The organism is Vibrio algivorus, from assembly GCF_030161215.1.
GTDB classification, from domain to species: domain Bacteria; phylum Pseudomonadota; class Gammaproteobacteria; order Enterobacterales; family Vibrionaceae; genus Vibrio; species Vibrio algivorus.
This window is the reverse complement of the sequence record NZ_BSPV01000006.1, coordinates 456,661-482,160: the sequence shown is the minus strand read 5'-3', so window position 1 is coordinate 482,160 and position 25,500 is coordinate 456,661. Positions and strand designations below refer to the sequence as shown.

Genomic DNA, 25,500 nt, shown 5'->3' with positions numbered 1-25,500 from the left:
CATGGCAACTATTAAAGTAACTCAAACTAAAAGCTCAATTGGTCGCCTACCAAAGCACAAAGCTACTTTGCGTGGACTAGGCCTTCGTAAAATCAACCACACTGTAGAACTTGAAGACACTCCGTGCGTGCGCGGCATGATCAACAAAGTTCACTACATGGTTAAAGTTGGGGAGTAATCAGAATGCGTTTGAATACTCTATCACCGGCTGCGGGTTCTAAACCTTCTAAGAAGCGTTTAGGTCGTGGTATCGGTTCTGGACTAGGTAAAACTGGTGGCCGCGGTCACAAAGGTCAAAAATCACGTTCTGGCGGCTCTGTTCGTCCAGGTTTTGAAGGTGGTCAAATGCCTTTGAAACAACGTCTACCAAAATTCGGTTTCACTTCTCGTAAGAGCCTAGTGACTGCTGAAGTTCGTCTAGCTGAGCTAGCGAAAGTAACGGCTGACGTTATCGATCTTGACAGCTTGAAAGCTGCTAACGTAATCACTAAGAACATCGAATTTGTTAAAGTTGTTCTTTCTGGTGAAATCAGCAAGCCGGTAACTGTTAAAGGTCTACGTGTGACTAAAGGTGCTGTAGCTGCTATCGAAGCTGCTGGCGGTAAAATCGAAGCTTAATCTTCGAAGGATAGGTACAGATGGCTAAAAAACCAGGACAAGATTTCAGTACTGCTAAACAGGGTACTGGTGAATTAAAATCGCGTTTATTATTCGTAATCCTCGCGCTTTTGGTATTCCGAGCTGGCTCTTTTGTGCCGATTCCTGGTATTGATGCGGCTGTACTTGCCGATTTGTTCGAACAGCAAAAAGGTACCATCATTGAAATGTTTAACATGTTCTCTGGTGGTGCTCTTTCGCGTGCATCTATATTAGCATTGGGCATCATGCCGTATATTTCGGCCTCGATTGTTGTCCAATTGCTAACTGTAGTTCATCCAGCGTTAGCGGAACTCAAGAAAGAGGGTGAAGCAGGCCGTCGTAAGATAAGCCGATACACACGCTATGGCACGCTTGTACTAGCAACTTTCCAAGCAATTGGTATTGCAACTGGTCTGCCGAATATGGTCCAAAATCTGGTCGTTATCGATCAAACCATGTTCACAATCATTGCTACCATCAGTTTAGTAACCGGCACCATGTTCTTAATGTGGTTAGGTGAACAAATTACTGAGCGTGGAATTGGTAACGGTATCTCGTTGATTATTTTCACAGGTATTGTTGCTGGGTTGCCAGCTGCAATCGGACATACAATTGAGCAAGCGCGTCAAGGTGAATTGAACGTGCTTCTTCTATTGTTAATCGCTGTGGTTGCGTTCGCTGTTATTTATTTCGTTGTTTTCATGGAACGTGGTCAACGTCGTATTGTCGTTAACTATGCGAAGCGTCAACAAGGACGTAAAGTGTTTGCAGCACAAAGTACGCATTTACCATTGAAGATAAATATGGCGGGTGTTATCCCTGCTATCTTTGCTTCAAGTATTATCCTGTTCCCAGGTACTCTAGCTCAATGGCTTGGCCAGAACGGTGAGAGTAAAACATTTGGTTGGTTAACTGACGTGTCTTTGGCACTGAGTCCAGGCCAACCTTTGTATATAATACTTTATGCGACAGCAATTATTTTCTTCTGTTTCTTTTATACAGCGATGGTGTTTAACCCTCGTGAGACAGCAGATAATTTGAAGAAGTCCGGTGCATTCGTACCCGGCATCCGCCCAGGTGAGCAGACAGCAAGATACATAGATAAAGTAATGACTCGTTTAACACTAGTTGGTGCTTTATATATTACCTTTATTTGTCTAGTCCCACAGTTTATGATGTCCGCATGGAACGTTAAGTTCTATTTCGGTGGTACTTCACTGCTTATCGTAGTGGTAGTCATCATGGACTTTATGGCACAGGTACAGACTCATCTGATGTCTCAACAGTATGATTCTGTGTTGAAAAAAGCGAATCTGAAAAGCTATAACCGCTAATAACAGTAGGTATAGTTCAGATTTCATTACGGAGTTTAGCAATGAAAGTTCGTGCTTCCGTTAAAAAAATCTGCCGTAACTGTAAAGTTATCAAGCGCAACGGTGTTGTGCGTGTAATTTGCAGTGAGCCAAAGCATAAACAACGCCAAGGCTAATTAGCAGAAATTTTTACTTGAAATATGAGGGCAGGCCGAGTATATTCCTCGGCCTACCTTTTGCGTGCAAAAGAAGTAGTATGCCGCTGCGTATCCTCGACGGGCTTTGCAGCGGATAATTCTTTATATAAGTACTAGGAGTGAATAGTGGCCCGTATAGCAGGCATTAACATTCCTGATCATAAACACGCTGTTATCGCATTAACTGCGATCTACGGCATCGGTAAAACTCGTTCTCAAGCTATCCTAGCTGAGTTGAGTATTGCTGAAGATGTTAAGATCAGTGAACTAACTGAAGAGCAGATTGATCAACTGCGTGATGGTGTAGCTAAATACACTGTAGAAGGTGATCTACGTCGTGAAGTATCGATGAACATCAAGCGTCTTATGGACCTTGGCTGTTACCGCGGTCTTCGTCATCGTCGCAGTCTACCACTACGTGGACAGCGTACTAAAACCAACGCACGCACTCGTAAGGGTCCGCGCAAGCCGATCAAAAAATAATCGGATAAGGTAGAGAGTACAATGGCAAAACAACCAACACGCACGCGTAAACGCGTTCGCAAGCAAGTAGCAGATGGCGTAGCGCACATCCATGCTTCTTTTAACAACACAATCGTGACCATCACTGACCGTCAAGGTAATGCTCTTTCATGGGCTACTGCAGGTGGTTCAGGTTTCCGTGGTTCTCGTAAATCTACGCCGTTTGCTGCACAGGTTGCTGCTGAACGCGCAGGTGAAATGGCCAAAGAATATGGCCTAAAGAACTTGGAAGTTATGGTTAAGGGCCCTGGTCCTGGTCGTGAGTCTACTATCCGTGCTTTAAACGCATTGGGTTACCGCATCACTAACATCGTTGATGCAACTCCGATCCCTCATAACGGTTGTCGTCCACCTAAGAAACGTCGCGTTTAATTCGTTTCTAGGAATATTGGAGAAAGATCATGGCAAGATATTTGGGCCCTAAGCTGAAGCTTAGTCGTCGTGAAGGTACTGACTTATTCCTTAAGTCAGGTGTCCGCGCGATCGATACCAAGTGTAAAATTGATAACGCACCAGGTGTACACGGCGCTCGTCGCGGTCGTCTATCTGAGTTTGGCGTTCAGCTTCGTGAGAAGCAAAAAGTTCGTCGTATGTACGGCGTTCTAGAAAAACAATTCCGCAACTACTACAAAGAAGCTGCACGCCTTAAAGGCAACACAGGTGAAAACCTGCTTCAACTTCTTGAAGGTCGTTTAGATAATGTCGTATACCGCATGGGTTTCGGTGCTACTCGCGCTGAATCACGTCAGCTAGTTAGCCACAAAGCTATCCTAGTAAACGGCAAAGTAGTTAACGTTCCTTCATTCAAAGTTACGGCTAACGACGTTGTTTCTATTCGTGAAAAAGCTAAACAGCAATCACGTATTAAAGCTGCTCTAGAAGTTGCTGAACAACGCGAAAAACCAACTTGGATTGAAGTAGATGCTAGCAAGATGGAAGGTACTTTCAAACGTATCCCAGAGCGTTCTGATCTATCTGCTGACATCAACGAACACTTGATCGTCGAACTTTACTCTAAGTAAGGTTTAAACAAAAGAGAGGACACAATGCAGGGTTCTGTAACAGAATTTCTTAAGCCACGTCTTGTTGACATCGAACAGATCAGCACGACACATGCAAAAGTAACTCTTGAGCCTTTAGAGCGTGGTTTTGGCCACACTTTAGGTAATGCACTTCGCCGTATTCTTCTATCTTCTATGCCAGGTTGTGCTGTAACAGAAGTTGAGATTGAAGGCGTTCTACACGAGTACAGCACCAAAGAAGGCGTTCAAGAAGATATCCTTGAGATCCTTCTTAACTTGAAAGGTCTTGCTGTGAGCGTTGCCGAAGGCAAAGATGAAGTGTTTATTACACTAAAAAAATCAGGCTCGGGCCCTGTTGTTGCAGGTGACATCATCCATGATGGTGATGTAGAGATCGCTAACCCAGAACACGTTATTTGTCACCTAACGGATGACAAAGCTGAAATCGCTATGCGTATTAAAGTTCAACGTGGTCGTGGTTATGTTCCGTCTTCAGCTCGTATCCATACTGAAGAAGATGAGCGTCCAATCGGTCGTCTACTTGTTGATGCTACATACAGCCCGGTTGATAAAATCGCCTACGCTGTAGAAGCAGCACGTGTAGAACAACGTACTGACTTAGACAAGCTTGTTATCGATATGGAAACAAATGGCACTTTAGAACCTGAGGAAGCTATCCGTCGTGCAGCTACAATTTTAGCTGAGCAATTGGATGCATTCGTAGATCTTCGTGATGTACGTGTTCCAGAAGAGAAAGAAGAGAAGCCGGAGTTCGATCCTATTCTACTGCGTCCTGTAGACGATCTTGAACTAACAGTTCGCTCTGCTAACTGCTTGAAAGCAGAAGCGATTCACTACATCGGTGATCTTGTACAGCGTACCGAGGTTGAGCTTCTTAAAACGCCAAACCTTGGTAAGAAGTCTTTAACAGAGATTAAAGATGTTCTAGCGTCGCGCGGTCTGTCTCTAGGTATGCGCCTAGAAAACTGGCCACCAGCGTCGATTGCTGAAGATTAATTGATATTAGTTAGAAGGATTAGGTCATGCGCCATCGTAAGAGTGGTCGTCAACTCAACCGCAACAGCAGCCATCGTAAAGCGATGTTTAGCAACATGGCTAGCTCTCTAGTTCGTCATGAAGTTATCAAGACAACTTTGCCTAAGGCAAAAGAGCTTCGCCGCGTAGTTGAGCCTTTGATTACACTAGCTAAGACTGACAGCGTTGCTAACCGTCGTCTAGCATTTGCTCGCACTCGTGATAACGAAGTTGTAGCAAAATTATTTAATGAATTAGGTCCACGTTTTGCTGCCCGTCAAGGCGGTTACACTCGTATCCTAAAAGCTGGCTTCCGTACCGGTGATAAAGCGCCAATGGCATACATTGAGCTTGTTGACCGTCCAGAAGCAGCAGCTGAAGAAGCTGCTGAATAAGCAAAGTTAAATAAATAAAAGACGCCGAGTATTTATTACTCGGCGTTTTTTTATGTCTTAAATATGAGTGGATTATTTGCGTTTTATTCTATAAATAAAAGCAGTTACTTCCAAAGATTGGTTAATGAACTTAGTAGTCCGCTACTTGCTCCTTCATCACCTAAATAATCTAGTACGATTGGTACATATTGTTCTACCATTGAGCTATCTAAGCCTAATTTTTCAAAAGCAGCCTTTACTGCTGCCATACTATCTAATGTATTACCTGCTGATTTAGCACTATTTAAAATGCCACTAAGGTTGGAAGATAAGCCTGAGAATTCTTCCCCAGCGCTACCAGATAACTCATTTGAAGCCATTGCTAATAGAGCTCCAGCTCCACCGGCAGCTTGCTCGGTAGACACCCCTAATTGATCTTTTAGAGAATTGACTAACTCAGTACTACTTTGTGCTTGAGAAGCTAGTTTAGTCACAGCATCGGTGTTTTTCTCACCTAATCCAAATAATGCATAGCTTGGTGATGATAGGACAAGGCTAGCGGAGATGAGGGTAATGGCGAACTTTTTCATAGCAGAATTCCATTTGTATTGATGTAGGATCTAGTTATAACTGTTTTTCATGTATAAAAAAAGCAGCGGTCGCTGCTTTTATACTTATTAACAATTTAAAAACTATTGTTATAGGATAGCAAGAAGTTCAACTTCAAATACTAGGGCCGCAAAAGGAGGGATTGCTGCACCAGCACCGCGCTCACCGTATGCAAGATCTTGTGGGATATACAGTTTCCATTTTGAACCAACAGGCATAAGTTGCAGTGCTTCAACCCAACCAGCAATAACACCCGTTACTGGGAACTCCGCAGGTTGGCCACGAGATACTGAGCTATCAAATACAGTACCGTCAGTTAATTGACCGTGGTAGTGTACGCGTACTTGTTTGTCTGATGTTGGAATTTCACCAGTACCTTCAGTAACCACTTCGTATTGAAGACCAGACTCTAGAACTGTTACTTCAGGACGTAGAGCATTGTCTTTTAAGAATACTTCGCCATCTGCCGCAGCCGCTTTTGCAGCTTCAGCACGTAATGCTTCTGCACGAGTATGAAGTTCACGAAGTGCATTGTTTATTTCATCAACTTCGATTTCAGGCATGTCACCTGTTAATGATGTTGCAATACCTTTAGCGATAGCGGCAACATTTAGACCTTCTAGGCCACTTCCTGCAAGTTGTTGACCCATTTGAAGGCCAATACCGTAACTTGCTTTTTGTTCAATAGTTTCTAATTTAACGTCAGACATGCGAATCTCTTGTTTGCTTAAATGAAGCACTAAGAATATCAGTTCTGATTAATATACCCAAGTCACTTGGCTATATAAAACTTTGTTAGCAATACAGGGTTAACCGTTATAGCTATAGAAAATTTTGTAATATACTGACAAAACGATTAGTTTATTGAATATCCTTGACGCAAATAATATTAGGATGATGCAACGTGAACCAACGTAAAAAAAATAACCAAAGCCGCACGCAAGTCATTATGGATAAGTTTATCCAATCAAGACTTGTGATTAGAGTTATTGATGCTTGGCATTCTTTGCCTAGATTGCATCAGCGTATTTTGATGGTGCTTATTCCACTCGTTATTATCTTGATGTTACTTCCTAGTGAAAAATCTCCAGAGGATCAAATTCAAGAGGTTAGCGTTAAGTCTGATAAGCCGTCACGTATGGCGGTTCCTTTGGTGATTAATGGTGAAGAAACGGCAGCAACCAAACCGAAGCCAAAAATTGAGAAAAGTGAAAAGCGTGTACAACTAAGCGGACCAGAGTCGGAAGCTGAAGATCAGTCCGAGCGTAAGGTGAGCAATAATGCTGGGCCAGAACCTTGGAATGACTACACGGTACAGAAAGGGGATACGCTCTCGCAGATCTTCAGAAATAATGATTTACCACTATCTGATTTGAATCAACTCGTTGAAATACAGGGTAAGGATCAGCCCTTAAGTCATATTCAAAATGGTCAATTGATCCGATTTAAACTAACCAATCGTGGTGATTTAGATATTCTTAGAATAGAAAAAGAAGATGGCCCGGTGATGTTTTTTCGTTTATCCAGTGGCGGCTTTGCACGTAGCACTCCGCAGTAAGCTACTATTACGACACACTTCTTGTCATATCAATATGAGGAATATCATCTTCTAGATATTCCTCTGAAACTTTCTTGAATCCATGTTTTGCATAATAATGCTCAAGGTGAGATTGTGCACCAATGGTAATATCAACGTTTCCCCATAATTGAACACTATATTCAATAGCGGTTTGAATTAGTTGATGACCTAAGCCATTGCCACGGTGGTTTATGTCTGTAGCAACTCTTCCAATACTTGCATGTTCAAAACTTATACCTTGTTTAAGCAAACGAGCACAAGCAATTAATTGATTGCCTTGGTAGCCTAGCAGCTGGTAAACCCCTTCAAATTGATCTTTGCCATCGAGTTCTGGATAAGGACATGTTTGCTCAACCACAAATACATCTACTCGCAATTTTAGTAATTGGTAAAGTTCGTGAGTGGTAAGTTGGTCGAAAGATTTACAAATCCATTGCATAAAAACACGTCTCTTTAGCTTAGTAAGATAGAAATACAGTTTAAGATAATAGACTTAACCTCTTAGTCAAGCTATATCCCACCTGTGTTTGTAGCTTATTCGTTTTCTTTGATAAATGCCTTTTATATTCCCTTAGCAGTTATTCGAATAAAAAATGAAATTTTAGCATTTCAGGTAATAACATCTGATCGTCATAATGATTGCCTAATAAGCATTCAGTCGAGAAGAGCTAGTAGTATGGATACGATTTCATTATTCCCAAATAGGAAGGGAAGCAGCGCAGCATTAAATCAAGCTAGCCAAACAAAGAGCTTGCTGAATTTTAGTCATAGCCAATTGAAGCCGGGTCAGGTTGCGCTTATTGGAGCGGGACCAGGTGATGCTGAGCTTTTAACTTTGAAAGCTTTGTCTTACCTGCAACAAGCAGATGTAGTGCTTTATGATTATTTGGTTTCCGATGAGATTATGGCGCTTATTCCTAATGATACCATTTTAGTATGTGTGGGTAAGAAAGCGGGGCATCACAGTGTACCTCAACATAAAACTAATCAATTACTAGTCGATTTTGCTCAGCAAGGCTACAAGGTCGCGCGTATTAAAGGTGGCGATCCATTCATGTTTGGTCGTGGTGGTGAAGAGTTGGAAGTATTAGCCGATGCAGGTATTGGCTTTGAGGTCATTCCTGGCATTACTGCAGCGGCTGGTGCGACTGCTTATGCTGGGATTCCGTTGACACATCGCGACTACGCCCAATCAGCCATGTTTATTACAGGTCATTTAAAATCTGAAGATGATCAGATGGAATGGTCGACACTTGCTCGAGGCCATCAAACATTAGTGATTTATATGGGCTTGATGAAGTCTTCTTATATCCAGCAGCAATTGATTGAGCATGGTCGAGCAACCAATACCCCAATAGCCATCATTGAACGTGGTACACAAGCTAAACAAAAAGTGCTTATTGGAACATTATCCGAGTTAACGAGCCTAGCAGAATATGCTCAATCACCTTCTTTAATTGTGATTGGTGAAGTGGTGAATCTGTCATCAAAGCTCTCTTGGTTTGGCTCTCAAGTCCCACAACAAAATTCAACTCAGCCGATTGCGATTTAGCTCTAGTTAAGAGTCGCATCGTTGAATATTAAACGCATTTAGCGCAAGGATATGAATCATGGAACAAGAACGTTTAACCCATTTACAGCAACTTGAAGCGGAAAGTATTCATATTATCCGTGAAGTTGCTGCCGAGTTTGATAACCCGGTAATGATGTATTCAATCGGTAAAGATTCAGCGGTCATGCTGCATCTTGCACGTAAAGCTTTTTATCCTGGAAAGATCCCATTCCCACTTTTGCATGTGGATACTGATTGGAAATTTAAAGAAATGATTGAATTTCGTGATCGCACAGCTAAGAAATATGGTTTTGATTTATTGGTGCACAAGAACCCTGAAGGGCTAGAGATGGGCTGTAATCCTTTTGTTCATGGTTCGTCGAAACATACCGATATCATGAAAACTCAAGGTTTGAAGCAAGCATTAAATAAATATGGTTTTGACGCCGCATTTGGTGGTGCGCGTCGTGATGAAGAAAAATCTCGCGCTAAAGAGCGTGTCTATTCATTCCGCGATAAGCATCATACTTGGGATCCTAAAAATCAGCGCCCAGAGCTTTGGCATACCTATAACGGCCAAGTAAATAAAGGCGAAAGTATTCGTGTATTCCCACTTTCAAACTGGACGGAATTGGATATTTGGCAATACATCTACCTTGAAAATATTGAGATTGTTCCTCTGTACCTTTCCGCCGTAAGACCGGTGGTCAACCGTGACGGTATGTTAATCATGGTCGATGATGATCGTTTTCAATTCGAAGAAGGTGAGAAGGTGGAACATAAGAGTGTGCGTTTCCGTACTTTAGGTTGTTACCCACTAACTGGTGCCATCGAATCGGAAGCCGCGACTTTACCAGAGATCATTCAAGAAATGTTGGTGGCGACATCCAGTGAACGTCAGGGCCGTGCGATCGACCATGATCAATCAGGATCGATGGAATTGAAAAAACGCCAAGGCTATTTTTAAGCCGGTTAAGTTATCAAAAGGATTTTATTATGAACGCAGTTGTTGAAGCCGAACTGGCTGAATTGGGCATCGAGGGTTATCTCACCCAGCATCAATATAAATCATTGATGCGTTTTTTAACCTGTGGCTCTGTTGATGACGGAAAAAGCACCCTAATCGGTCGCCTACTCCACGATTCAAAACAGATTTATGAAGATCAATTAGCCGCAGTGAATAGCGATAGTCAGCGTGTTGGTACCACTGGTGAGCGACCTGACTTAGCGTTATTGGTCGATGGTTTGCAAGCCGAACGTGAACAAGGTATTACCATTGATGTCGCGTATCGCTATTTCTCAACCAAGAAACGTAAATTCATTATTGCCGATACTCCGGGGCATGAACAATATACCCGTAATATGGCAACCGGTGCTTCTACATGTGATGTTGCAGTGATTCTGATTGATGCTCGTAAAGGGGTATTAGATCAAACTCGTCGCCATTCATTTATTTCCAGTTTATTAGGTATTCGCCACTTTGTGGTTGCAGTCAATAAAATGGATTTGGTGGAATATTCTGAACAGCGTTTTAACGATATCTGTGAAGAATACTTAGAGTTTTCTAAGAATTTAAATTCAGATATTAATATTCAACTGATCCCAATCTCAGCACTGGAAGGTGATAACGTTGTCGATCAAACCCAGAACCTGGCTTGGTATCAAGGTCAACCACTACTGAAAATCTTAGAGGATATTGATTTAAGCCAAGAGCATACTCAAGGTGAGTTCCGCTTACCGGTGCAATATGTTAATCGTCCTAATCTCGATTTCCGTGGTTTTGCTGGCACCATTGCAAATGGCACGATTGCTGTCGGGGATAGTGTGACTGCACTGCCATCTGGAAAAAGCTCTAAGGTTGCCCGCATTGTTACCTTTGATGGTGATTTGGATTCAGCTCGAGCAGGTCAAGCGGTGACAGTCACTTTAGAGGATGAAATTGATATTAGTCGCGGTGACTTACTCGTTCCAACAGGCGCGACGATTAAAGCCACCAATCAGTTTTTAGCCGACGTGGTATGGATGACTGATCAACCTTTTTCCACTGGTCGCCAATACGATATTAAAGTTGCAGGCAAACAAACGATAGGACAATTAGAGTCGATTAAACATCAATATGATATCAATAAGTTGGAAGAGTTTGATGCGACGGAGCTGCCATTAAATGGTATTGGTTTATGTGAAATATCATTAACTGAAACCGTCGCTTTAGATAAATACACTGAGTGTGCTGATACCGGTGGTTTTATCATTATCGACCGTTTAACCAATGTTACTGTTGGTGCTGGTATGGTGCGTGAACGTTTAACGGAACAGCAAACAACGGCTCCTGTTTCATCGAGCTTTGAAGTTGAACTTAATGCTCTTATTCGCAAGCATTTCCCACATTGGGGAGCGAAAGATATTAGCCAACTTTTTGATTCGTCTTCTCTTAACGATCAAAAGAAGTAAAGCAAGGTGATGGTGGGGTTTGCCATGTGGGATAAATGGTTGGTATTACTGCTGTTGATCGCCATTATTGGTAGTTTAATCTTCACCAAGATTAAGCCGAGCTTTATTTTTGCTACCGCCGCGTTAGTCGCTTTTATGACTGGCGCGGTTGATCTTGATGGTATAGCGAAGAACTTTACTAATTCATCATTGTTGACGTTAGTGCTGTTGATCTTAGCGTCATGTGCCTTGGAGAAAACGCGGTTGATCAGTTGGATCAGTCGTCATATTTCATCGGGTCGATTGGGTAGTGTAGTGGCGAAGCTCGGTTTTTCGACCGCATTTCTTTCTTCTTTTACTAATAATACAGCGGTAGTAGTGTCTTTGATTGGTGCGATTAAGCGTAATAATTCTCATGCACCATCACGATTATTAATTCCATTATCTTACGCCGCTATCCTTGGCGGTACTTTAACTTTAATTGGCACTTCGACGAATTTAATTATTAATAGCTTTGTTGTTGATGCTGGATTGCCGAGTCTTGGCTTTTTTGCTCCAACCTGTATTGGGTTAGCAATTTTAGTGATTGGTGTTTTGGTACTGATCCCACTAAGTTATTTACTGCCACATAGTGATTCGAATGAGCATGATGTTCTCCCATATTTTTTAGAAGCACGTGTTGAAGCCGGCTCGCCTTTAATCGGCAAGAGTATTGCGCAAAACAACTTGAGGGCATTACGTAAATTATTTTTAGCTGAAGTGATCCGCGATGGGGTGACCATAGCTTCGGTCACGCCCGATCTGGTATTACTTGAAAATGATCGTCTGTTGTTTTGTGGTGATGTTGAAAGTGTTGCCACCTTACAAGAGATACCCGGCATTACGTTGTTTGGTCAGCATCACCTAAATGGACAAAGCTTCATTGAAGTAGTGGTGAGCCAATCAGCTTCGATTTGTAATAAGACTTTAAAGTCGAGCCAATTTCGTGATCGTTTTGATGCTGTGGTGGTAGCGATTCGTCGAGGACACGAGCGTTTAGAAGGTGGTTTGGGCAATGTAAAACTGGTCGCTGGTGATACTTTGGTATTGGTTCCTGGAAAAGGGTTTCACTCCGCTCGTCAAGATCACGGTAAAGAGTTTGTATTGATTAACGATCTTGATTCGAGTGCCAAACTAGATCGAACTAAATCGGCGATTGCATTATTCGGTTTTGCTGCGGTTATTGGACTATCACTTGTGGGAGTGATTCCGATTATCAAAGGTTTAGCAGGCTATATTGTGTTGATGTTAGTGTTCGGGGCGGTGGGCATTAGTGAACTAAGACGTCGTTTCCCTATCGATATTGTGGTGATCGTAGGCTCTGCTTTGTGTTTGGCACAGTTAATGATGTCTTCAGGTTTGTCTAAACAAATGGGGGATTTATTCATTTATTTGTTTAATGGTGGCGGGCCTATGGGAGCATTGATCGCCACTTATTTACTGACGCTTATTTTGACAGAGTTGATCACCAATAATGCTGCGGCAGCGTTAGCTTTTCCGATTGGTTATAGCATGGCGATAGGTTATGGCGTAGATCCGATGCCGTTTATCATGGCGGTATTGTTTGGGGCGAGTGCCAGCTTTGTTTCTCCTTATGGCTATCAAACTAATCTGTTGGTTTACAGTGTCGGTAATTACCACATTAACGATTTTATTAAGATAGGGGTGCCAATCTCGATTGTTTATTCGGTCGTAACATTGACGCTAATTCCTTATTTCTTCCCTTTTTAACGCGGACTCTTCGATATGAATCGTAAGGGCAGCTAAGTAGCATGGAATCCAATAATGACTGTTTTGAATAAAGATGAAAATGTAATTTGGCACCAGCATCAGGTGACCAAACAAACTCGCTCTGAATTAAAAAAGCAAAAACCAGTAGTGCTTTGGTTTACCGGGCTATCAGGTGCGGGAAAATCCACGGTAGCTGGGGCATTAGAGTCTCAATTAGCTAGCTTGGGGTATCATACTTATTTGTTGGATGGCGATAATGTACGTCATGGTTTATGTAGTGATTTAGGTTTTTCATCTCAAGATCGTAGAGAAAATATTCGTCGCATTGGTGAGCTAGCTAAACTGATGGCTGATGCAGGTTTGATTGTACTATCGGCGTTTATTTCTCCACATCGTATTGAGCGTCAAATGGTGCGTGATCTACTGCCTGATGGTGAGTTTATTGAAGTGTTCGTTAATGCGCCTTTAGAGGTGTGTGAAAAGCGCGATCCGAAAGGTTTATACAAGAAGGCTAGAGCCGGTGAGATCCCCAATTTCACTGGTATTGATTCTGAATATCAAGCACCACAAGATCCTGAAATTGATTTACCAGCAGGTGATAAATCATTAGATGAGCTGGTGGGAATTTGTCTACATCAGTTACGAGATAGAGCCATTATTGAGTAACTTAATTGGTTGAATTTATTTGTTATTTTGACTTAACAAATGATTTTATTATTCACTCAATACTTAGATGGTAGGTAGCAAAATAAAAAGGGAACTGCTGGGTTCCCTTTTTGTTACTTGTTTTGTTATTGGTTGACTACATATCGTCATATTCTTCGATGGCATCACCTTGCAAGGTATAACCTGTTTGAGCGAGTTCATGATCCAGCACTTGAGTTTCTAGTTTCCCAACCACGTACACCACATCCCATAGTTGTTGAACCGGTGCTCCTTTTGGGAATTTGACATAAATAATCTGGTTTGGCGGCGGTGGTGGTACATGAATACAAGCACCAAAATATGGCACCAATAAAAACTCGGTAATAGTGTTCTCATCTCCCTCTAGAGGAATAACAAATCCGGGAATTTTGACATAACTGTTATTGAGCTCTGGACGAGTATTGCCGATTGGGTTTTGCTTTGCTTTGCCGCCAGTATGATTACCAGGTGCAGGCATTCCGAGTTTATCAAAGTTCTTTTGTTCATCGATTGGAACTAGGTCTATCCAATCAAGTTTCAATGGTTCTTGTTTTTGTTCTGCCTGAACGACAGGAACGCATAGGCATATTAAAAGCGCACTAAGCCATAATAATCTAGTCGTTAGATTGTTTAACTGAGTGGCTTTAATCGAGATAGTGTTCATTTTTATACCTTTATGGTCATGCCATCAGCGACAGAATGACGATATGCCTTAAGTGATGGGAATAACCCGATCACGACTCCTGAAATTTGTACCAGTAGTAGTAACATAAGGTCATGTTGGGATAAAGCGGTTAAGGCAATTTTGACACCATATTGATGTTCTATGATTGGAGCACAAGCGGCTAATACAAGGTAGAGTATCCCTGTACCAACAGTGATGCCAAGTAAGGTTAATAAACTCGCTTCACTCATTAGTAAGAAGAAGATGTGCTTAGGTTGTGCGCCCATAGCACGCAAAATCGCCATCTCGCGGCGACGTTCTTGTAATCCTGTGAGTAAACTGGTCAGCATGCCTAGCAGGCCGGCGATGACTACAAAACCTGAGATTACCATTAAGGCTTGTTCTGCTACTGACATCATGCCCCACAATTCACTTAATGCGATACCAGGTAAAATGGCACTTAAAGGCTCCTTGTTGTAATTATTGATTTGCCTTTGCAGCATAAAAGTTTGGATTTTAGAATTCAGACCTAGCATGAAAGCTGTGATCTCTTTAGGTTCGAATGTTTGCTGCTCTAATACTTGTTTATCTGGTGTTTGGCCAAGGTGCGCACCTGACTCCCAACCAACATGGATCGCTTCAATCGCACCTAATGAAACATGTACTGTTTTATCAACGGGCGTACCGGTTGGCGCTAAAATACCAGTAATGGTGAAGGGTAAGTTTTTGTGGCGAGTAAAAGATTTATCACTGATACCATGAGCAATAATAATCTCATCACCGAGTTGATAGTTGAGTTTTTTTGCTACATCCGAGCCAATGACAGTTTCAAATAAGCTATGAAAAGCTTCCCCTTGAGAGAAAGTAAGTGGTTGCTTACTTCCGTAACGATAGAATTTAAAATAGTCCTGATTGGTGCCCATTACACGGAAGCCGCGGTGTGAATCCCCTAGAGAAATAGGAATTGCCCACTTAACTTGTGGTAGATGAGCGATATCTTGATAGCTCTGCCAACCGATATTATTGGTGGCATTACCAATCCGAAATACTGAATAAAGCAATAAATTCACTTCACCAGATCGCGCTCCAACGATGAGATCGGTACTTGAGATGGTGTTAGCAAAACTGCTTTTCGCTTGGGTACGGATTTTTTCTACACCCAGTAGTAACACCACTGAAATAGCTACAGTAATGATGGTCAATATGGCGGTGGTTTTACGATTAAGTAAGCTCTTCCAAGCAAGAGAGATAATTGCACTCATTAATTTACCTCTTGTTGTTGGTTCACTAGGCTGATTTGGTTAATTGTTGGTAGGTCAACATGTACCTCAAAGTAAGAACGCAAACTAGAATCATGACTGACAAAAATCACTGTGGCGCCTGATTGATTGGCTTCTTCAATTAATAGTTCAATAAAAGCTTGGCGGTTATCTTGATCTAGGGCTGAGGTTGGTTCATCGGCAATGATGATTTCTGGTTGACCTATTAATGCTCTGGCGGCCGCTACTCGTTGTTGTTGACCAATACTCAGTTCATTGATGGGCTGTTCAAAACACGATGTAGGCAAATGTAGCCGAGAGAGTAATTGCTTTGCTTGTTGTTCTAGGGATGAAGTTTGTTGTTCTGCTTTAGCTTTACGATCTCGAGAAAATCGACAAGGCAACAAGACATTTTCTAAAACAGATAAGTAAGGTAGTAGATTAAATTGCTGAAAAATATAACCAATATGTCGAGCGCGAAATTTGTCCCGCTCAGCTTGCGATAAGAGATTGAGTGGATTATCGAGAATGCGAACTTGACCTGATTGTGGCGTTATTATTCCGGTTAATAAGCTTAATAATGTCGACTTTCCACAGCCACTTGGTCCTTGAATAAATACATGCTGCTGGGGCTTAACTGTCAACTGTTCTATCACTACAGTGGGGGAGGGTTGCTTTGGCCAAGTAAAGCTGATCTGTTTAAGTTCTATCGCGAGAGGCATTGTCATCTTGATCTCGTTTTGGCTGATATCCATTATATTTGAAGCTATAGCGGTGTTGACTACGCCTGAATTTTAAAATCACTATGGCATAAGCTAACTGTACTCATGAGGCTTCATTCACTTGTTGCTTCACTGTAACTCCAATAACTTTGGATATATATTTTGAGCAAATAACGCCACGCTAAGACTGCGGCGCTATTTTTATAGGTCGGTTATTTTACCACGTAATAGTATGCTTCGGCTGTTTGAGTTCAATGTGTTTTTGAGTACTGTCAGTTAACAGATTAACTTCAATGGTCTGGCTTGCTGGAAAGTGAGTAAACCATTGAGTATCAATTGTTGATAATTGAGAAATATTTTCACATTGATACTGGTATTGCAACGTAAATGCGCCATGATTTTGGTCGTGGTCGTGGTCGTGGTCGTGGTCGTGGTCGTGGTCGTGGTCGTGGTCGTGGTCGTGGTCGTGGTCGTGGTCGTGGTCGTGGTCGTGGTCGTGCGAATCATGATGTTCGTTATGGTTATCATGATCGTGTTCATCTTGACCTATGTTGTCTTTAACTAATGAATCAACAGGCTGGCAATTAGCTGCAGCCGCGAAAGCGAATAGTTGGTTAGGTTGTCTAAGTAAGGCAACTGCTTGTTGATAGGTTTGCTTTTCTGATTGGCTATTTGGGGCATGCTCAAAGCCTAAAATGTCTTGTCCTGGAGATTCAATTTCGATTAGAAAATCGTTGCTATCTTGTACCATATTGAATGTGACAACCCCGTGAACATGGGCTTGATGTTGAGTAAATTCATGCTGAGAATCTGCAACAGCGACACCAGTAGATAGTCCGAATAGGCTTGCAGATAAGATGGAAGGAACAAGAATATTTTTATGCATTGTCGAGATCTCACTGAATAAATATAGGATGTGAGATCAAGCATGATGGCTTAAATTCTCACCAGATGATTGACTGTTATACTATAACAATTAACCATCTGGCAAGAGAATGTTATGTTATTACAATAGGTATACCCAAGTGACGTCAATATGCAGCATTCAGAGCTATCATCCAAACCTTTAGGCAAGGAGGCTTGGCGAAGGAATGTAGGCACCTTTCAAACCAATCTGACGCGGCATAAAGCTTGTTTTATTCTTGCTGAAACTCACATCTTGAAGTTACTTGGGTATATCACTTACAGGTTTTGCTTGATTAACTGTAGAACCTGGTTAATTTGCTGCTCAGTCAGTTCACCATCTTGATTGAAAAGAACTCGCCCTGTTTTGTCTTGGACGATAATGGTTGAAGATTTAGGGGTTAGTTGCCATTGTTTTGCTACCACACCTTGTTGATCTAATACCATTGAAGACCAAGAAAACTCTTCCTTACCATCTTCTGCTGATGATTTTACAAATGAACTAGTACCCCAAATCGCATCATCTTGGTTAACAATGGTGGTGGTTTGATATTTATCTTCTGGGAATTTTGAATGAGTAATCGCCTCCATTAAAGGAGCATTCATTGCTTTCGCACCGCTTCTTCCTGCAATTGCTTGAATGACACGAACCTTACCGAGTAGTAGTTCAGTATTCCAAGGTAAGTAATTGAAATCATCATTTTGCATGAAAATCTCGCCACCTTTTTCTACCGTTACTGCCGGAACGCTTCTGCCTATTTGAATGTTATTTGCACTTGCAGCGAGTGACGCTATGCTCAAAAAGAGGGCAATGGATAGTTTTCTTATCATAGTTGTCTACCTAGTTAGATACTGGAAAAGTGAGAAAGTCCTCATATATTCATATGATAGCGCATAAATAGAGTTGAAAAGAGTGAAATATAAGTTGGCTCTAATTTTGCTTAATTTTTATTAACTACACCCAAGTCATTTGGGTATATAGCCAAGAAGTGAAAAATTTTGAATTTGCTCTTTGTCACGAATTTGCAGCAATTCTACTGTATCAATGTGGCTCAATTAAGTTTTAGCCACTATATATTTATTAATAGCACTATCAAAATGTGACATTAAAGACACTATTGAAATGCTATTAAGGCCTGTGAAGACGTTATCGCAAATAACAATAATCTGGATAGACTAATGAATATGCAGCCAATTTTTAATCGTTATCGCCCACTTCAAATTGCTCGTTTTGTGAAAGTTGTATTTAAAGGGCACTTTGGAATCAAAGGGGTTGGGGAATTTTATTTCGACCAAGGTAAAGTGCTATTACCAGATATATCGAATAAGAAACAATTGAAGATTATGAAAGAGGTCAACTTGGCGATTCATCAATTATCGATGGAGTCTTGAGGTAGGGATTTAAGAAAACAGGCTTGGGAGAGGTAAGCCTGTTTATGCTGTAGCTCTTACGCGGAGTTTATTAAGCTAGGCTTGGTGGGAAGCACACCCCTGTACCGCCAATACCGCAGTAGCCTTGTGGGTTTTTAGCTAAATATTGCTGGTGATAGGTTTCCGCTAAGTAATAATCCTCCATTACGGCTAATTCAGTGGTGATGTTTTTACTTAAAGATTCGCCGATCGCTTGCTGGTAGATCGTTTTGCTTTGTTCCGCTATCGCGAGATCGTTTTGGTCTTCGGTATAAATCACTGATCGATATTGAGTGCCAATATCATTACCTTGGCGCATTCCTTGGGTCGGGTCATGTTTCTCCCAAAATATTACTAAGATCTCTTCTAGAGTTAATCGACTTGGATCGAAAATCACTCGCACTACTTCAGCATGCCCGGTTTCTCCGCTACATACTTCTTGATAGGTTGGGTTTGGGGTATAACCTCCGCTATAACCAACCGATGTGCTGAGTACACCATCAAGTTGCCAAAAAACACGTTCAGCTCCCCAGAAGCATCCGAGTCCTAATAATACTTCTTTACTGCCTGCAGGTTTGTCGGCAGTTAAATCTGTTTGATTAATATAATGTAACTCTGTGATGAGCATTTTTTCATCACGGCCAGCTAATGCCGTTTCTTGGGTGACTAATTTATCTTTATTCGACATATATAATCCTTAATCTGGCTTTTGAGAACCGGGAAAGTCTGGTAGTTTAAGTTGTATACCATATATTAGGTGTAAAGAACCTAACCATAGACCGACGAATCCCTGTGGTCATTTCAAATGAATGAGTATTTGAAGTGACAAACTACAGCAGTTTTGACAATGAGTACAAATATTCACTTATGAAAAAGAGTCACCTCACTTCATTGTTAGCCTGTTTGCTGATTTTTTCGGCAATGCCGAGTTATGCGGAAACCGAACTCACCATTGAAGGTTTAGATGGTGAGCTAGAAGATAATGTGTCTTCATATTTATCAGCGATTAAGGAAAGTGAATATTCCACCTCATTGCGTTTTCAATCCCGAGTTAAGCAAAATATTGTCGATGCTCTTAAAGCGCTCGGTTATTACAATCCAATTATTCAGTTTCAAATTGAAGGTGATACTAATGATCCTGATGCTGATAATGAGATAATCGTAACGGTTGACGCAGGCATTCCTACTATTATTTATGAAAGTGATATTGTGATAGAAGGCGATGCAGCTACCGATGTGGACTTTATGCGTTTGGTAGATCGATCTAAATTAAATTTAGGCCAAGTGGTGAACCACGGGAATTATGAAGGGTTAAAGAGTGCTTTGCGTAATCTCGCATTACAGAAAGGTTATTTCGATGGCCAGTTTATAGACACTCGTTTGCAAGTCTCGCCAAGCCGTAATCAAGCTTTTGTACATCTTCATTATCAAAGCGGCCAACGCTATGTGTTTGGCCAAACCACTATTACCGGCAGTCAAATTGAGCAAAAGCGGGTTCAGTCATTAGTGCCGTATGAAAATGGTCAACCGTATCAATCGGTTTTAGTGGGTGAGCTTAACCAAAACTTATCGAGTTCTGAGTGGTTTACTAACATTTTTGTTGAGCCGGATATTGAAAGTGTTGATGAAGATAAGTCATTACCAATGAAAGTGAGAGTCTCACCGCAAACACGTAACCAAATCGAAACGGGTTTAGGCTATTCCACTGATGTTGGTCCGCGAGGTAAACTTTCATGGAAAAAACCTTGGTTAAATAAATATGGCCATAGTGTCGGTGCCAGTGTGATGTTATCGCATCCTGAAAAAACCTTTACTGCCAACTATAAGATCCCATTGGAAGATGTGTTACACGATTATTATCTCGTGCAGTACGGCTTTAAAGATGAAGATGATAATGACACAGATAGCCAAGAACAAAACTTATCTTTTGAACGTCATTGGCTCTACGATAACGGTTGGCATCGAACCATTTATTTACGCTTGTTGTATGAAGACTATGTACAAGCATCAGAATCTGGCCACTCTTTATATGTGCTACCGGGGATTTCATTCTCCCGAGTAAGAACGCGTGGTAACACTATGCCAATGTGGGGTGATAAACAAAGTATCAGTTTTGAATATGGTGATCCGTCATTATTATCGGATACGCGAATTGTTCGTGTGGTTGGTCATACTGGATGGGTTCGAGGAATCGGTCGTAATCACCGTTTCCTAACTCGTTTAGATGCGGGGGGCGCTTTTGCAGATGATTGGTCGGAAGTGCCACCTTCATTACGCTTTTTTGTGGGTGGGGTGAATTCACTACGCGGCTATGGTTATGAAGAGGTCTCGCCAAGAGATAGTAACGATGAACTAGAAGGCGGTGCCTATATGGCTACCTCTAGTTTGGAATATCAATATCGAGTAACTGGCAATTGGTGGGGCGCGGCATTTTTAGATGTTGGTGATGCATGGACTGATACCCCAGAATGGAAACGAGGTGTTGGCCTCGGGGTGCGCTGGGCTTCACCGGTGGGGCCAGTGCGCTTAGATTTTGCTTATGGATTAGATGCCGATGATGGTGATGAATTCCGTATCCACTTTACCTTAGGTCCTGAGTTGTAATGAAGCGATTACTGAAATGGCTACTTGGCATTATTTTATTGATCCCAACGACGGTTTTGGTCGCTTTGTTGTTAGTTGCGGTATTGCTGTTTACCAATGTTGGTTTAAATAGTAGTTTGTGGGTGGCGCAAAAATTAGTACCAGAGCTGAAAGTAGGCTCCACCGAAGGTAGTTTATTACCGGCTTTTACCTTGCATGATCTTGAATATAAAAATACCGAACTAGGGATTTTAACTGAGCTTAAGCGCTTTGATTTCTCAACATCAATTGACTGCCTATTTGAGCACTCGGTGTGTATTGATACTATCGCGGTTAATGGCCTGAAGTTTTCAATGCCGGATTTACCTGCATCTGAAAGTAGTGAGCCTGATGACAGTAGTTCATTGATGCCGGCCATTTTTATCCCTATTCCCGTCTCTCTAACACATCTCGAACTTAATGATATTGATTTGAATATCTTGGGCAATAAAGCATCTTGGAAACATTTTTCTACCGGGCTTTATATGCAAGGGCGAACGCTGACATTACGTCCAACCAAATGGCAAACCATCCGGCTAACCTTAGCGCCCGATGAGGCTGACAATATTCCTGAGCCAGTCGATGAAACCCCGTTGGCACAACGGCCCGATATTCTGCTGCCTAAAGTCGCATTGCCTGTCAATTTGCAAGTTGAACAATTTAATGTTGATGATTTTATTTTGCAGCAAGACTCACCTATGAAGGTGAATCATTTAGGTTTTAAAGGCTCATTGACCGGGAGTAAGCTAGATATTCGAGATCTTAAGCTTGATATGCCACAGGCAGATTTAAACTTAAATACGAAGCTCACCATGTCTGGTGACTACCCGTTAACATTGCAAGCAAAAGGGTTAGTCAAAATGACGGAGTATTCAGGTCAGACGATAACCTTAGATGCCAAAGGTAGTGTTGCCAATCTAAATGTATCGAGTGAGCTTTCGGGCGGAGTTGAAGCGAAAATACAAACCCACCTTCAACCACTGAAAGCGACATTACCATTTGGCTTATCTATTAAAAATGCTAAAGCACAATGGCCATTTAAAGGGCAAGCCGATTATAAAGTTAACATTGCGCATTTAGATGGCAGTGGTTCATTAGAAGGCTATCAATTTGACTTAGACTCACAAGTGTCTGGGATAGATATTCCAGCTTTAGATATTGAATTGGATGCAAAAGGAGATCTTGATCAGATTGAATTGCATAAATTAAATATTGCGACGCTCGGGGGGAATGTTACAGGCCAAGCAATGGTTAATTGGCAAGCGCCATTAAACTGGAAAGCAACTTTAGGTTTGAGCGATATTCAGCCAGGCATGCAATGGCCACAAGCGGAGGGCACCCTTAACGGCAGTTTAATTCATACTGGTAATTTAACGCCACAAGGAGGTTGGAAAGTGCAGTTTCCAAGCTTGGCGATAGATGGCAAGTTGCGTGGTTATCCTTTGTCTTTAAAAGGTCAGTTAAATGCTAGTGATCTTCATGGTAAAGGCCAATACATAGTTCGAACTCGCGGATTAAAACTCTCTCACGCAAAGAATAGTGTCAGAATTAAAGGTCGATTAGAACAGAAGTGGGATATGGATATAGCGCTTCATATGCCAAAACTGGAAGCAACGATTCCAGAGTTAAAAGGCCAAGCGATGGGGGATGTTCAGCTACGTGGTGCACAAAAGTCGCCGCAAATTTTGACCGACTTATCGATAAGCGACATCGACTGGAAGCAAGGTGAAGCCAAATTGAAATCACTGCTGGTTAAAGGGCAAGTTTCTCCTTTTCCATCACCAAGTGGCGATATTCGTTTGAGTGCGCAAGGCGGTCTATATCAAGAACACCAACTTAAAGACCTTTCTTTAGCCTTTAAAGGGAATGAGCAAGATCACCAACTCGATCTTGATATGATGACGGATTTATTTTCAACCAACTTAGCCGTTAAAGGTGGAATGAAAAATAAGCCGCAACAAGCTAAGTCGCAACAAATGTGGCAAGGGCAATTAACGTCGGCTCAAATTACCTTAATGGAGCCAAATACCAATCAACAAACCAACCCAATCTGGCAGATTAATCAGCCAGTTGATATTGGTTATCAATTTGCATCGCAACGTGTGTATGTACAAGCTCATTGTTGGCAACATCTACCCTCTAAAATTTGTTTAGATAAAGACCTTTCAGTCGGCAGTGATGGCGAGGCTACGTTGTCGGTGCAACAATTTTCTTTTGATGAGTTGGCAGTGTTCTTTCCTGAGGATACCGAAATTAATGGTGAGTTAAACGTTAACGCTTGGCTGAAATGGGCAAATGATAAAGCGCCTCAGATGAAGTTGGATGTGGATATTCCTCAAGGTAATGTGGTTCAGAAACTGGATACACCACTCACCATCCCTTGGGACGAGATCCAATTATCCGCCAATTTACAGCAAAATAAGCTCGATATGAGTTGGCTGTTAGCGTTAACTAATAACGGCCAAATTAAAGGCCAAGCTACTATCCCCAATGTTCAAGCTCAACAGATGTCGATTGATGGTGATAATACCATTGAGAACATCCATCTTGGCTTTCTACGTCCTTTGTTAGGAGAACAAAACCGTCTTAATGCCAATGTGAATTCCAAGTTAGATTTCAATGGACCCATTTTAAATCCTAAAGTGTTAGGTAATTTTGATATTGAGAACTTTCAATTAGAAGGTCCAATGTTCCCAGTAGATATTCATCAAGGGGAAGTTAAAACTCGATTTAATGGCTATTCGGCGACCTTGAATAGTGTATTAGAAACCGATGATGGTGATTTACAGTTACAAGGAGATGCTAATTGGGCGCAACGTAGTAACTGGTATGCCAATTTACGTGCCTTTGGTGATGAGCTGAAAGTTGAAGCTCCGCCAATGGTTGCTTTAAAAGTGAAGCCAGATCTTACCATTGCGATTACGCCAACACTGGCAAAAATCACCGGTAATATTGATATTCCTTGGGGGCGAATTTTAGTCGAAGACCTACCAGAAAGTGCGGTAGGTTTATCGAAAGATGAAATCATTTTAGATGAAGATCTTAATCCGGTAGAAGAGAATAATGGTCTACCAATGGCGTTAGAAAGCGATATTACGATCAATATTGGCGATGATGTCAGTTTGTCTGCATTTGGTTTAAAAGGTTATTTAGTGGGGAGCTTGAAAGTTTCTCAGAAAGATAAAGGTCCATTTATTTTAGGTGAAGTGAGAATCGAGGAAGGTTATTACCAATCCTTTGGGCAAGATTTGATCATTCAAGAAGGTAAAATATTAATGAATGGGCCTGCTGATCAACCTTATGTGGCGATTAAGGCGATCCGAAATCCAGACAACACTCAAGATGATGTCATCGCTGGGATCCAAGTGAATGGCCCCGCGGATGCACCAGAAGTTAAGGTGTTTTCTGAGCCCGCGATGTCGCAAACTAATGCGTTGTCTTACCTATTGCGCGGTCAGGGTATAGAAGATGGTACAAGTGGCAGTACTATGACCACAGCATTAATCGGATTAAGTTTGGCTAAAAGTGGTCAGTTAGTTGGCGAGCTTGGTGAAGCCTTTGGCGTGCAAGATTTACAATTAGGTACTGCGGGCTCGGGTGATGACTCTCAGGTGACGGTAAGCGGTTATATTGCACCGGGTCTACAAGTAAAATATGGCGTCGGAATATTTAACGCATTAGGTGAGTTTACCGTTCGTTATGAATTGCTCACCGACTTTTATGTTGAAGCGGTGACAGGAGTCGATAGTGCCGTCGATTTCCTTTACCAATTTAGTTTTAATTGATGGTGAGTAGGGAATATTGCATTGAATAGAAAAGGAAAAACTATGTCGCATCGTGTTTTGGTTTATGGCACGTTACGTCAAGGTGAATTAAATCATCACTTATTAAGTGATAGCCAATTTTTAGGCAATGTAGTGACACAAGCTCATTTCCAGCTGTTTGACTTAGGACCTTACCCTGCGGCAATAAAAGGTGAACAATCTTTAATCGCCGAAGTGTATTTAGTTGCTGATGAAACGATGCGGAAATTAGATATATTGGAAGATTATCCGAATGAATATGAGCGTGAGTTAGTTACTACACCACATGGGCTGGCATGGATATATTTATACCAAAACAAAGATTTATTGAAAAAAGAAATATCGTCTGGAGATTGGTGTAAACGGGATGAGGGTTCCTATTAAAACAAAG

28 protein-coding genes are annotated in these 25,500 nt (G+C 41.6%); 19 read left to right on the top strand and 9 right to left on the bottom strand.

Annotated elements, in window-relative coordinates:
• The first annotated feature begins 1 nt into the window (after position 1).
• The 9 genes from rpmD (at position 2) to rplQ (ending at position 5,123) form a co-directional block, all read left to right on the top strand.
• A complete protein-coding gene (gene rpmD, locus QQJ93_RS11275) occupies positions 2–178 on the top strand; it encodes a 50S ribosomal protein L30 (protein WP_089122137.1) in 177 nt (58 codons plus the stop codon).
• A 5-nt stretch (positions 179–183) separates the two neighbouring features.
• The gene (rplO, locus tag QQJ93_RS11270) at positions 184–618 is read left to right on the top strand and encodes a 50S ribosomal protein L15 (protein ID WP_027697913.1); all 435 of its coding nucleotides are present in this window, start codon (positions 184–186) and stop codon (positions 616–618) included.
• 20 nt (positions 619–638) lie between these two features.
• Positions 639–1,973 carry a preprotein translocase subunit SecY gene (gene secY, locus QQJ93_RS11265; RefSeq protein WP_089122138.1) on the top strand — a complete coding sequence of 445 codons (1,335 nt, stop codon included), beginning with the start codon at positions 639–641 and terminating at the stop codon, positions 1,971–1,973.
• A 41-nt stretch (positions 1,974–2,014) separates the two neighbouring features.
• Entirely contained in the window at positions 2,015–2,128 is a 114-nt protein-coding gene (gene rpmJ / locus QQJ93_RS11260) for a 50S ribosomal protein L36 (RefSeq protein WP_000868186.1), read from the top strand.
• Positions 2,129–2,275: 147 nt separating this feature from the next.
• A complete protein-coding gene (gene rpsM / locus QQJ93_RS11255) occupies positions 2,276–2,632 on the top strand; it encodes a 30S ribosomal protein S13 (protein ID WP_027697911.1) in 357 nt (118 codons plus the stop codon).
• 21 nt (positions 2,633–2,653) lie between these two features.
• A complete protein-coding gene (gene rpsK, locus QQJ93_RS11250) occupies positions 2,654–3,043 on the top strand; it encodes a 30S ribosomal protein S11 (RefSeq protein WP_027697910.1) in 390 nt (129 codons plus the stop codon).
• A 29-nt stretch (positions 3,044–3,072) separates the two neighbouring features.
• Positions 3,073–3,693: a 30S ribosomal protein S4 gene (rpsD, locus tag QQJ93_RS11245; RefSeq protein ID WP_027697909.1), complete on the top strand. Its 621-nt coding sequence runs from the start codon at positions 3,073–3,075 to the stop codon at positions 3,691–3,693.
• A 24-nt stretch (positions 3,694–3,717) separates the two neighbouring features.
• Positions 3,718–4,710, top strand: a complete 993-nt coding sequence (locus QQJ93_RS11240; RefSeq protein ID WP_017026372.1) for a DNA-directed RNA polymerase subunit alpha — start codon at positions 3,718–3,720, stop codon at positions 4,708–4,710.
• A 26-nt stretch (positions 4,711–4,736) separates the two neighbouring features.
• Entirely contained in the window at positions 4,737–5,123 is a 387-nt protein-coding gene (gene rplQ, locus QQJ93_RS11235) for a 50S ribosomal protein L17 (protein WP_089122139.1), read from the top strand.
• A gap of 104 nt (positions 5,124–5,227) precedes the next feature.
• Here rplQ and QQJ93_RS11230 read toward each other — a convergent pair whose 3' ends face one another.
• Both QQJ93_RS11230 and bamJ read right to left on the bottom strand, forming a co-directional pair.
• A complete protein-coding gene (locus QQJ93_RS11230; RefSeq protein WP_089122140.1) occupies positions 5,228–5,692 on the bottom strand; it encodes a DUF2780 domain-containing protein in 465 nt (154 codons plus the stop codon).
• Between the two features lie 108 nt (positions 5,693–5,800).
• The gene (gene bamJ / locus QQJ93_RS11225) at positions 5,801–6,421 is read right to left on the bottom strand and encodes a BamJ family beta-barrel-assembly machinery protein (RefSeq protein ID WP_089122141.1); all 621 of its coding nucleotides are present in this window, start codon (positions 6,419–6,421) and stop codon (positions 5,801–5,803) included.
• 194 nt (positions 6,422–6,615) lie between these two features.
• Here bamJ and QQJ93_RS11220 point away from each other — a divergent pair, with 194 nt between their 5' ends.
• Positions 6,616–7,269 (top strand): LysM-like peptidoglycan-binding domain-containing protein, encoded by a 654-nt coding sequence (locus tag QQJ93_RS11220; RefSeq protein ID WP_089122142.1) that lies wholly within the window; start codon positions 6,616–6,618, stop codon positions 7,267–7,269.
• 7 nt (positions 7,270–7,276) lie between these two features.
• On the opposite strand, the gene QQJ93_RS11215 is transcribed toward QQJ93_RS11220, so the two are convergent.
• Entirely contained in the window at positions 7,277–7,729 is a 453-nt protein-coding gene (locus QQJ93_RS11215; RefSeq protein ID WP_089122143.1) for a GNAT family N-acetyltransferase, read from the bottom strand.
• Between the two features lie 237 nt (positions 7,730–7,966).
• Between QQJ93_RS11215 and cobA the strand changes: the two genes are divergently transcribed.
• The 5 genes from cobA to cysC are packed head-to-tail and all read left to right on the top strand — an operon-like array spanning position 7,967 to position 13,708.
• A complete protein-coding gene (gene cobA / locus QQJ93_RS11210) occupies positions 7,967–8,842 on the top strand; it encodes a uroporphyrinogen-III C-methyltransferase (protein WP_089122144.1) in 876 nt (291 codons plus the stop codon).
• Positions 8,843–8,900: 58 nt separating this feature from the next.
• Entirely contained in the window at positions 8,901–9,809 is a 909-nt protein-coding gene (gene cysD / locus QQJ93_RS11205) for a sulfate adenylyltransferase subunit CysD (RefSeq protein ID WP_089122145.1), read from the top strand.
• A 29-nt stretch (positions 9,810–9,838) separates the two neighbouring features.
• Positions 9,839–11,293, top strand: coding sequence for a sulfate adenylyltransferase subunit CysN (gene cysN, locus QQJ93_RS11200; protein WP_089122146.1), 1,455 nt, complete (start codon positions 9,839–9,841; stop codon positions 11,291–11,293).
• Positions 11,294–11,317: 24 nt separating this feature from the next.
• A complete protein-coding gene (locus tag QQJ93_RS11195; protein WP_089123522.1) occupies positions 11,318–13,042 on the top strand; it encodes an SLC13 family permease in 1,725 nt (574 codons plus the stop codon).
• A gap of 54 nt (positions 13,043–13,096) precedes the next feature.
• Positions 13,097–13,708 (top strand): adenylyl-sulfate kinase, encoded by a 612-nt coding sequence (cysC, locus tag QQJ93_RS11190; RefSeq protein ID WP_089122147.1) that lies wholly within the window; start codon positions 13,097–13,099, stop codon positions 13,706–13,708.
• Positions 13,709–13,844: 136 nt separating this feature from the next.
• Here the strand turns inward: cysC and QQJ93_RS11185 are convergent, their stop codons facing one another.
• The 5 genes from QQJ93_RS11185 to QQJ93_RS11165 all read right to left on the bottom strand — a co-directional run bounded on the left by QQJ93_RS11185 (position 13,845) and on the right by QQJ93_RS11165 (position 18,105).
• Positions 13,845–14,390 (bottom strand): DUF3299 domain-containing protein, encoded by a 546-nt coding sequence (locus QQJ93_RS11185; protein ID WP_089122148.1) that lies wholly within the window; start codon positions 14,388–14,390, stop codon positions 13,845–13,847.
• A 2-nt stretch (positions 14,391–14,392) separates the two neighbouring features.
• Entirely contained in the window at positions 14,393–15,652 is a 1,260-nt protein-coding gene (locus tag QQJ93_RS11180; RefSeq protein WP_089122149.1) for an ABC transporter permease, read from the bottom strand.
• Complete coding sequence (locus tag QQJ93_RS11175) at positions 15,652–16,377, bottom strand: ABC transporter ATP-binding protein (RefSeq protein ID WP_089122150.1); 726 nt, start codon at positions 16,375–16,377, stop codon at positions 15,652–15,654. Before QQJ93_RS11175 ends, QQJ93_RS11180 begins: the two co-directional genes overlap by 1 nt.
• Positions 16,378–16,588: 211 nt before the next feature.
• Complete coding sequence (gene zrgA, locus QQJ93_RS11170; RefSeq protein ID WP_119297236.1) at positions 16,589–17,257, bottom strand: zinc uptake protein ZrgA; 669 nt, start codon at positions 17,255–17,257, stop codon at positions 16,589–16,591.
• 296 nt (positions 17,258–17,553) lie between these two features.
• Complete coding sequence (locus QQJ93_RS11165; RefSeq protein ID WP_089122151.1) at positions 17,554–18,105, bottom strand: YtfJ family protein; 552 nt, start codon at positions 18,103–18,105, stop codon at positions 17,554–17,556.
• A gap of 348 nt (positions 18,106–18,453) precedes the next feature.
• Here QQJ93_RS11165 and QQJ93_RS11160 point away from each other — a divergent pair, with 348 nt between their 5' ends.
• Positions 18,454–18,666, top strand: a complete 213-nt coding sequence (locus QQJ93_RS11160) for a DUF1107 family protein (RefSeq protein WP_089122152.1) — start codon at positions 18,454–18,456, stop codon at positions 18,664–18,666.
• A gap of 70 nt (positions 18,667–18,736) precedes the next feature.
• Here QQJ93_RS11160 and msrA read toward each other — a convergent pair whose 3' ends face one another.
• A complete protein-coding gene (gene msrA / locus QQJ93_RS11155) occupies positions 18,737–19,372 on the bottom strand; it encodes a peptide-methionine (S)-S-oxide reductase MsrA (protein ID WP_089122153.1) in 636 nt (211 codons plus the stop codon).
• Between the two features lie 179 nt (positions 19,373–19,551).
• On the opposite strand from msrA, the gene tamA reads away from it, so the two are divergent.
• Genes tamA through QQJ93_RS11140 form a run of 3 tightly spaced genes read left to right on the top strand, consistent with a single transcriptional unit; the run spans position 19,552 to position 25,493 of the window.
• Positions 19,552–21,288: an autotransporter assembly complex protein TamA gene (gene tamA, locus QQJ93_RS11150; RefSeq protein ID WP_162497268.1), complete on the top strand. Its 1,737-nt coding sequence runs from the start codon at positions 19,552–19,554 to the stop codon at positions 21,286–21,288.
• On the top strand, positions 21,288–25,091 hold the full coding sequence (tamB, locus tag QQJ93_RS11145; protein ID WP_089122154.1) for an autotransporter assembly complex protein TamB: 3,804 nt from the start codon (positions 21,288–21,290) through the stop codon (positions 25,089–25,091). The genes tamA and tamB overlap by 1 nt, the downstream gene beginning before the upstream one ends.
• A 42-nt stretch (positions 25,092–25,133) precedes the next feature.
• Positions 25,134–25,493: a gamma-glutamylcyclotransferase family protein gene (locus tag QQJ93_RS11140; RefSeq protein ID WP_089122155.1), complete on the top strand. Its 360-nt coding sequence runs from the start codon at positions 25,134–25,136 to the stop codon at positions 25,491–25,493.
• Positions 25,494–25,500 lie beyond the last annotated feature (7 nt).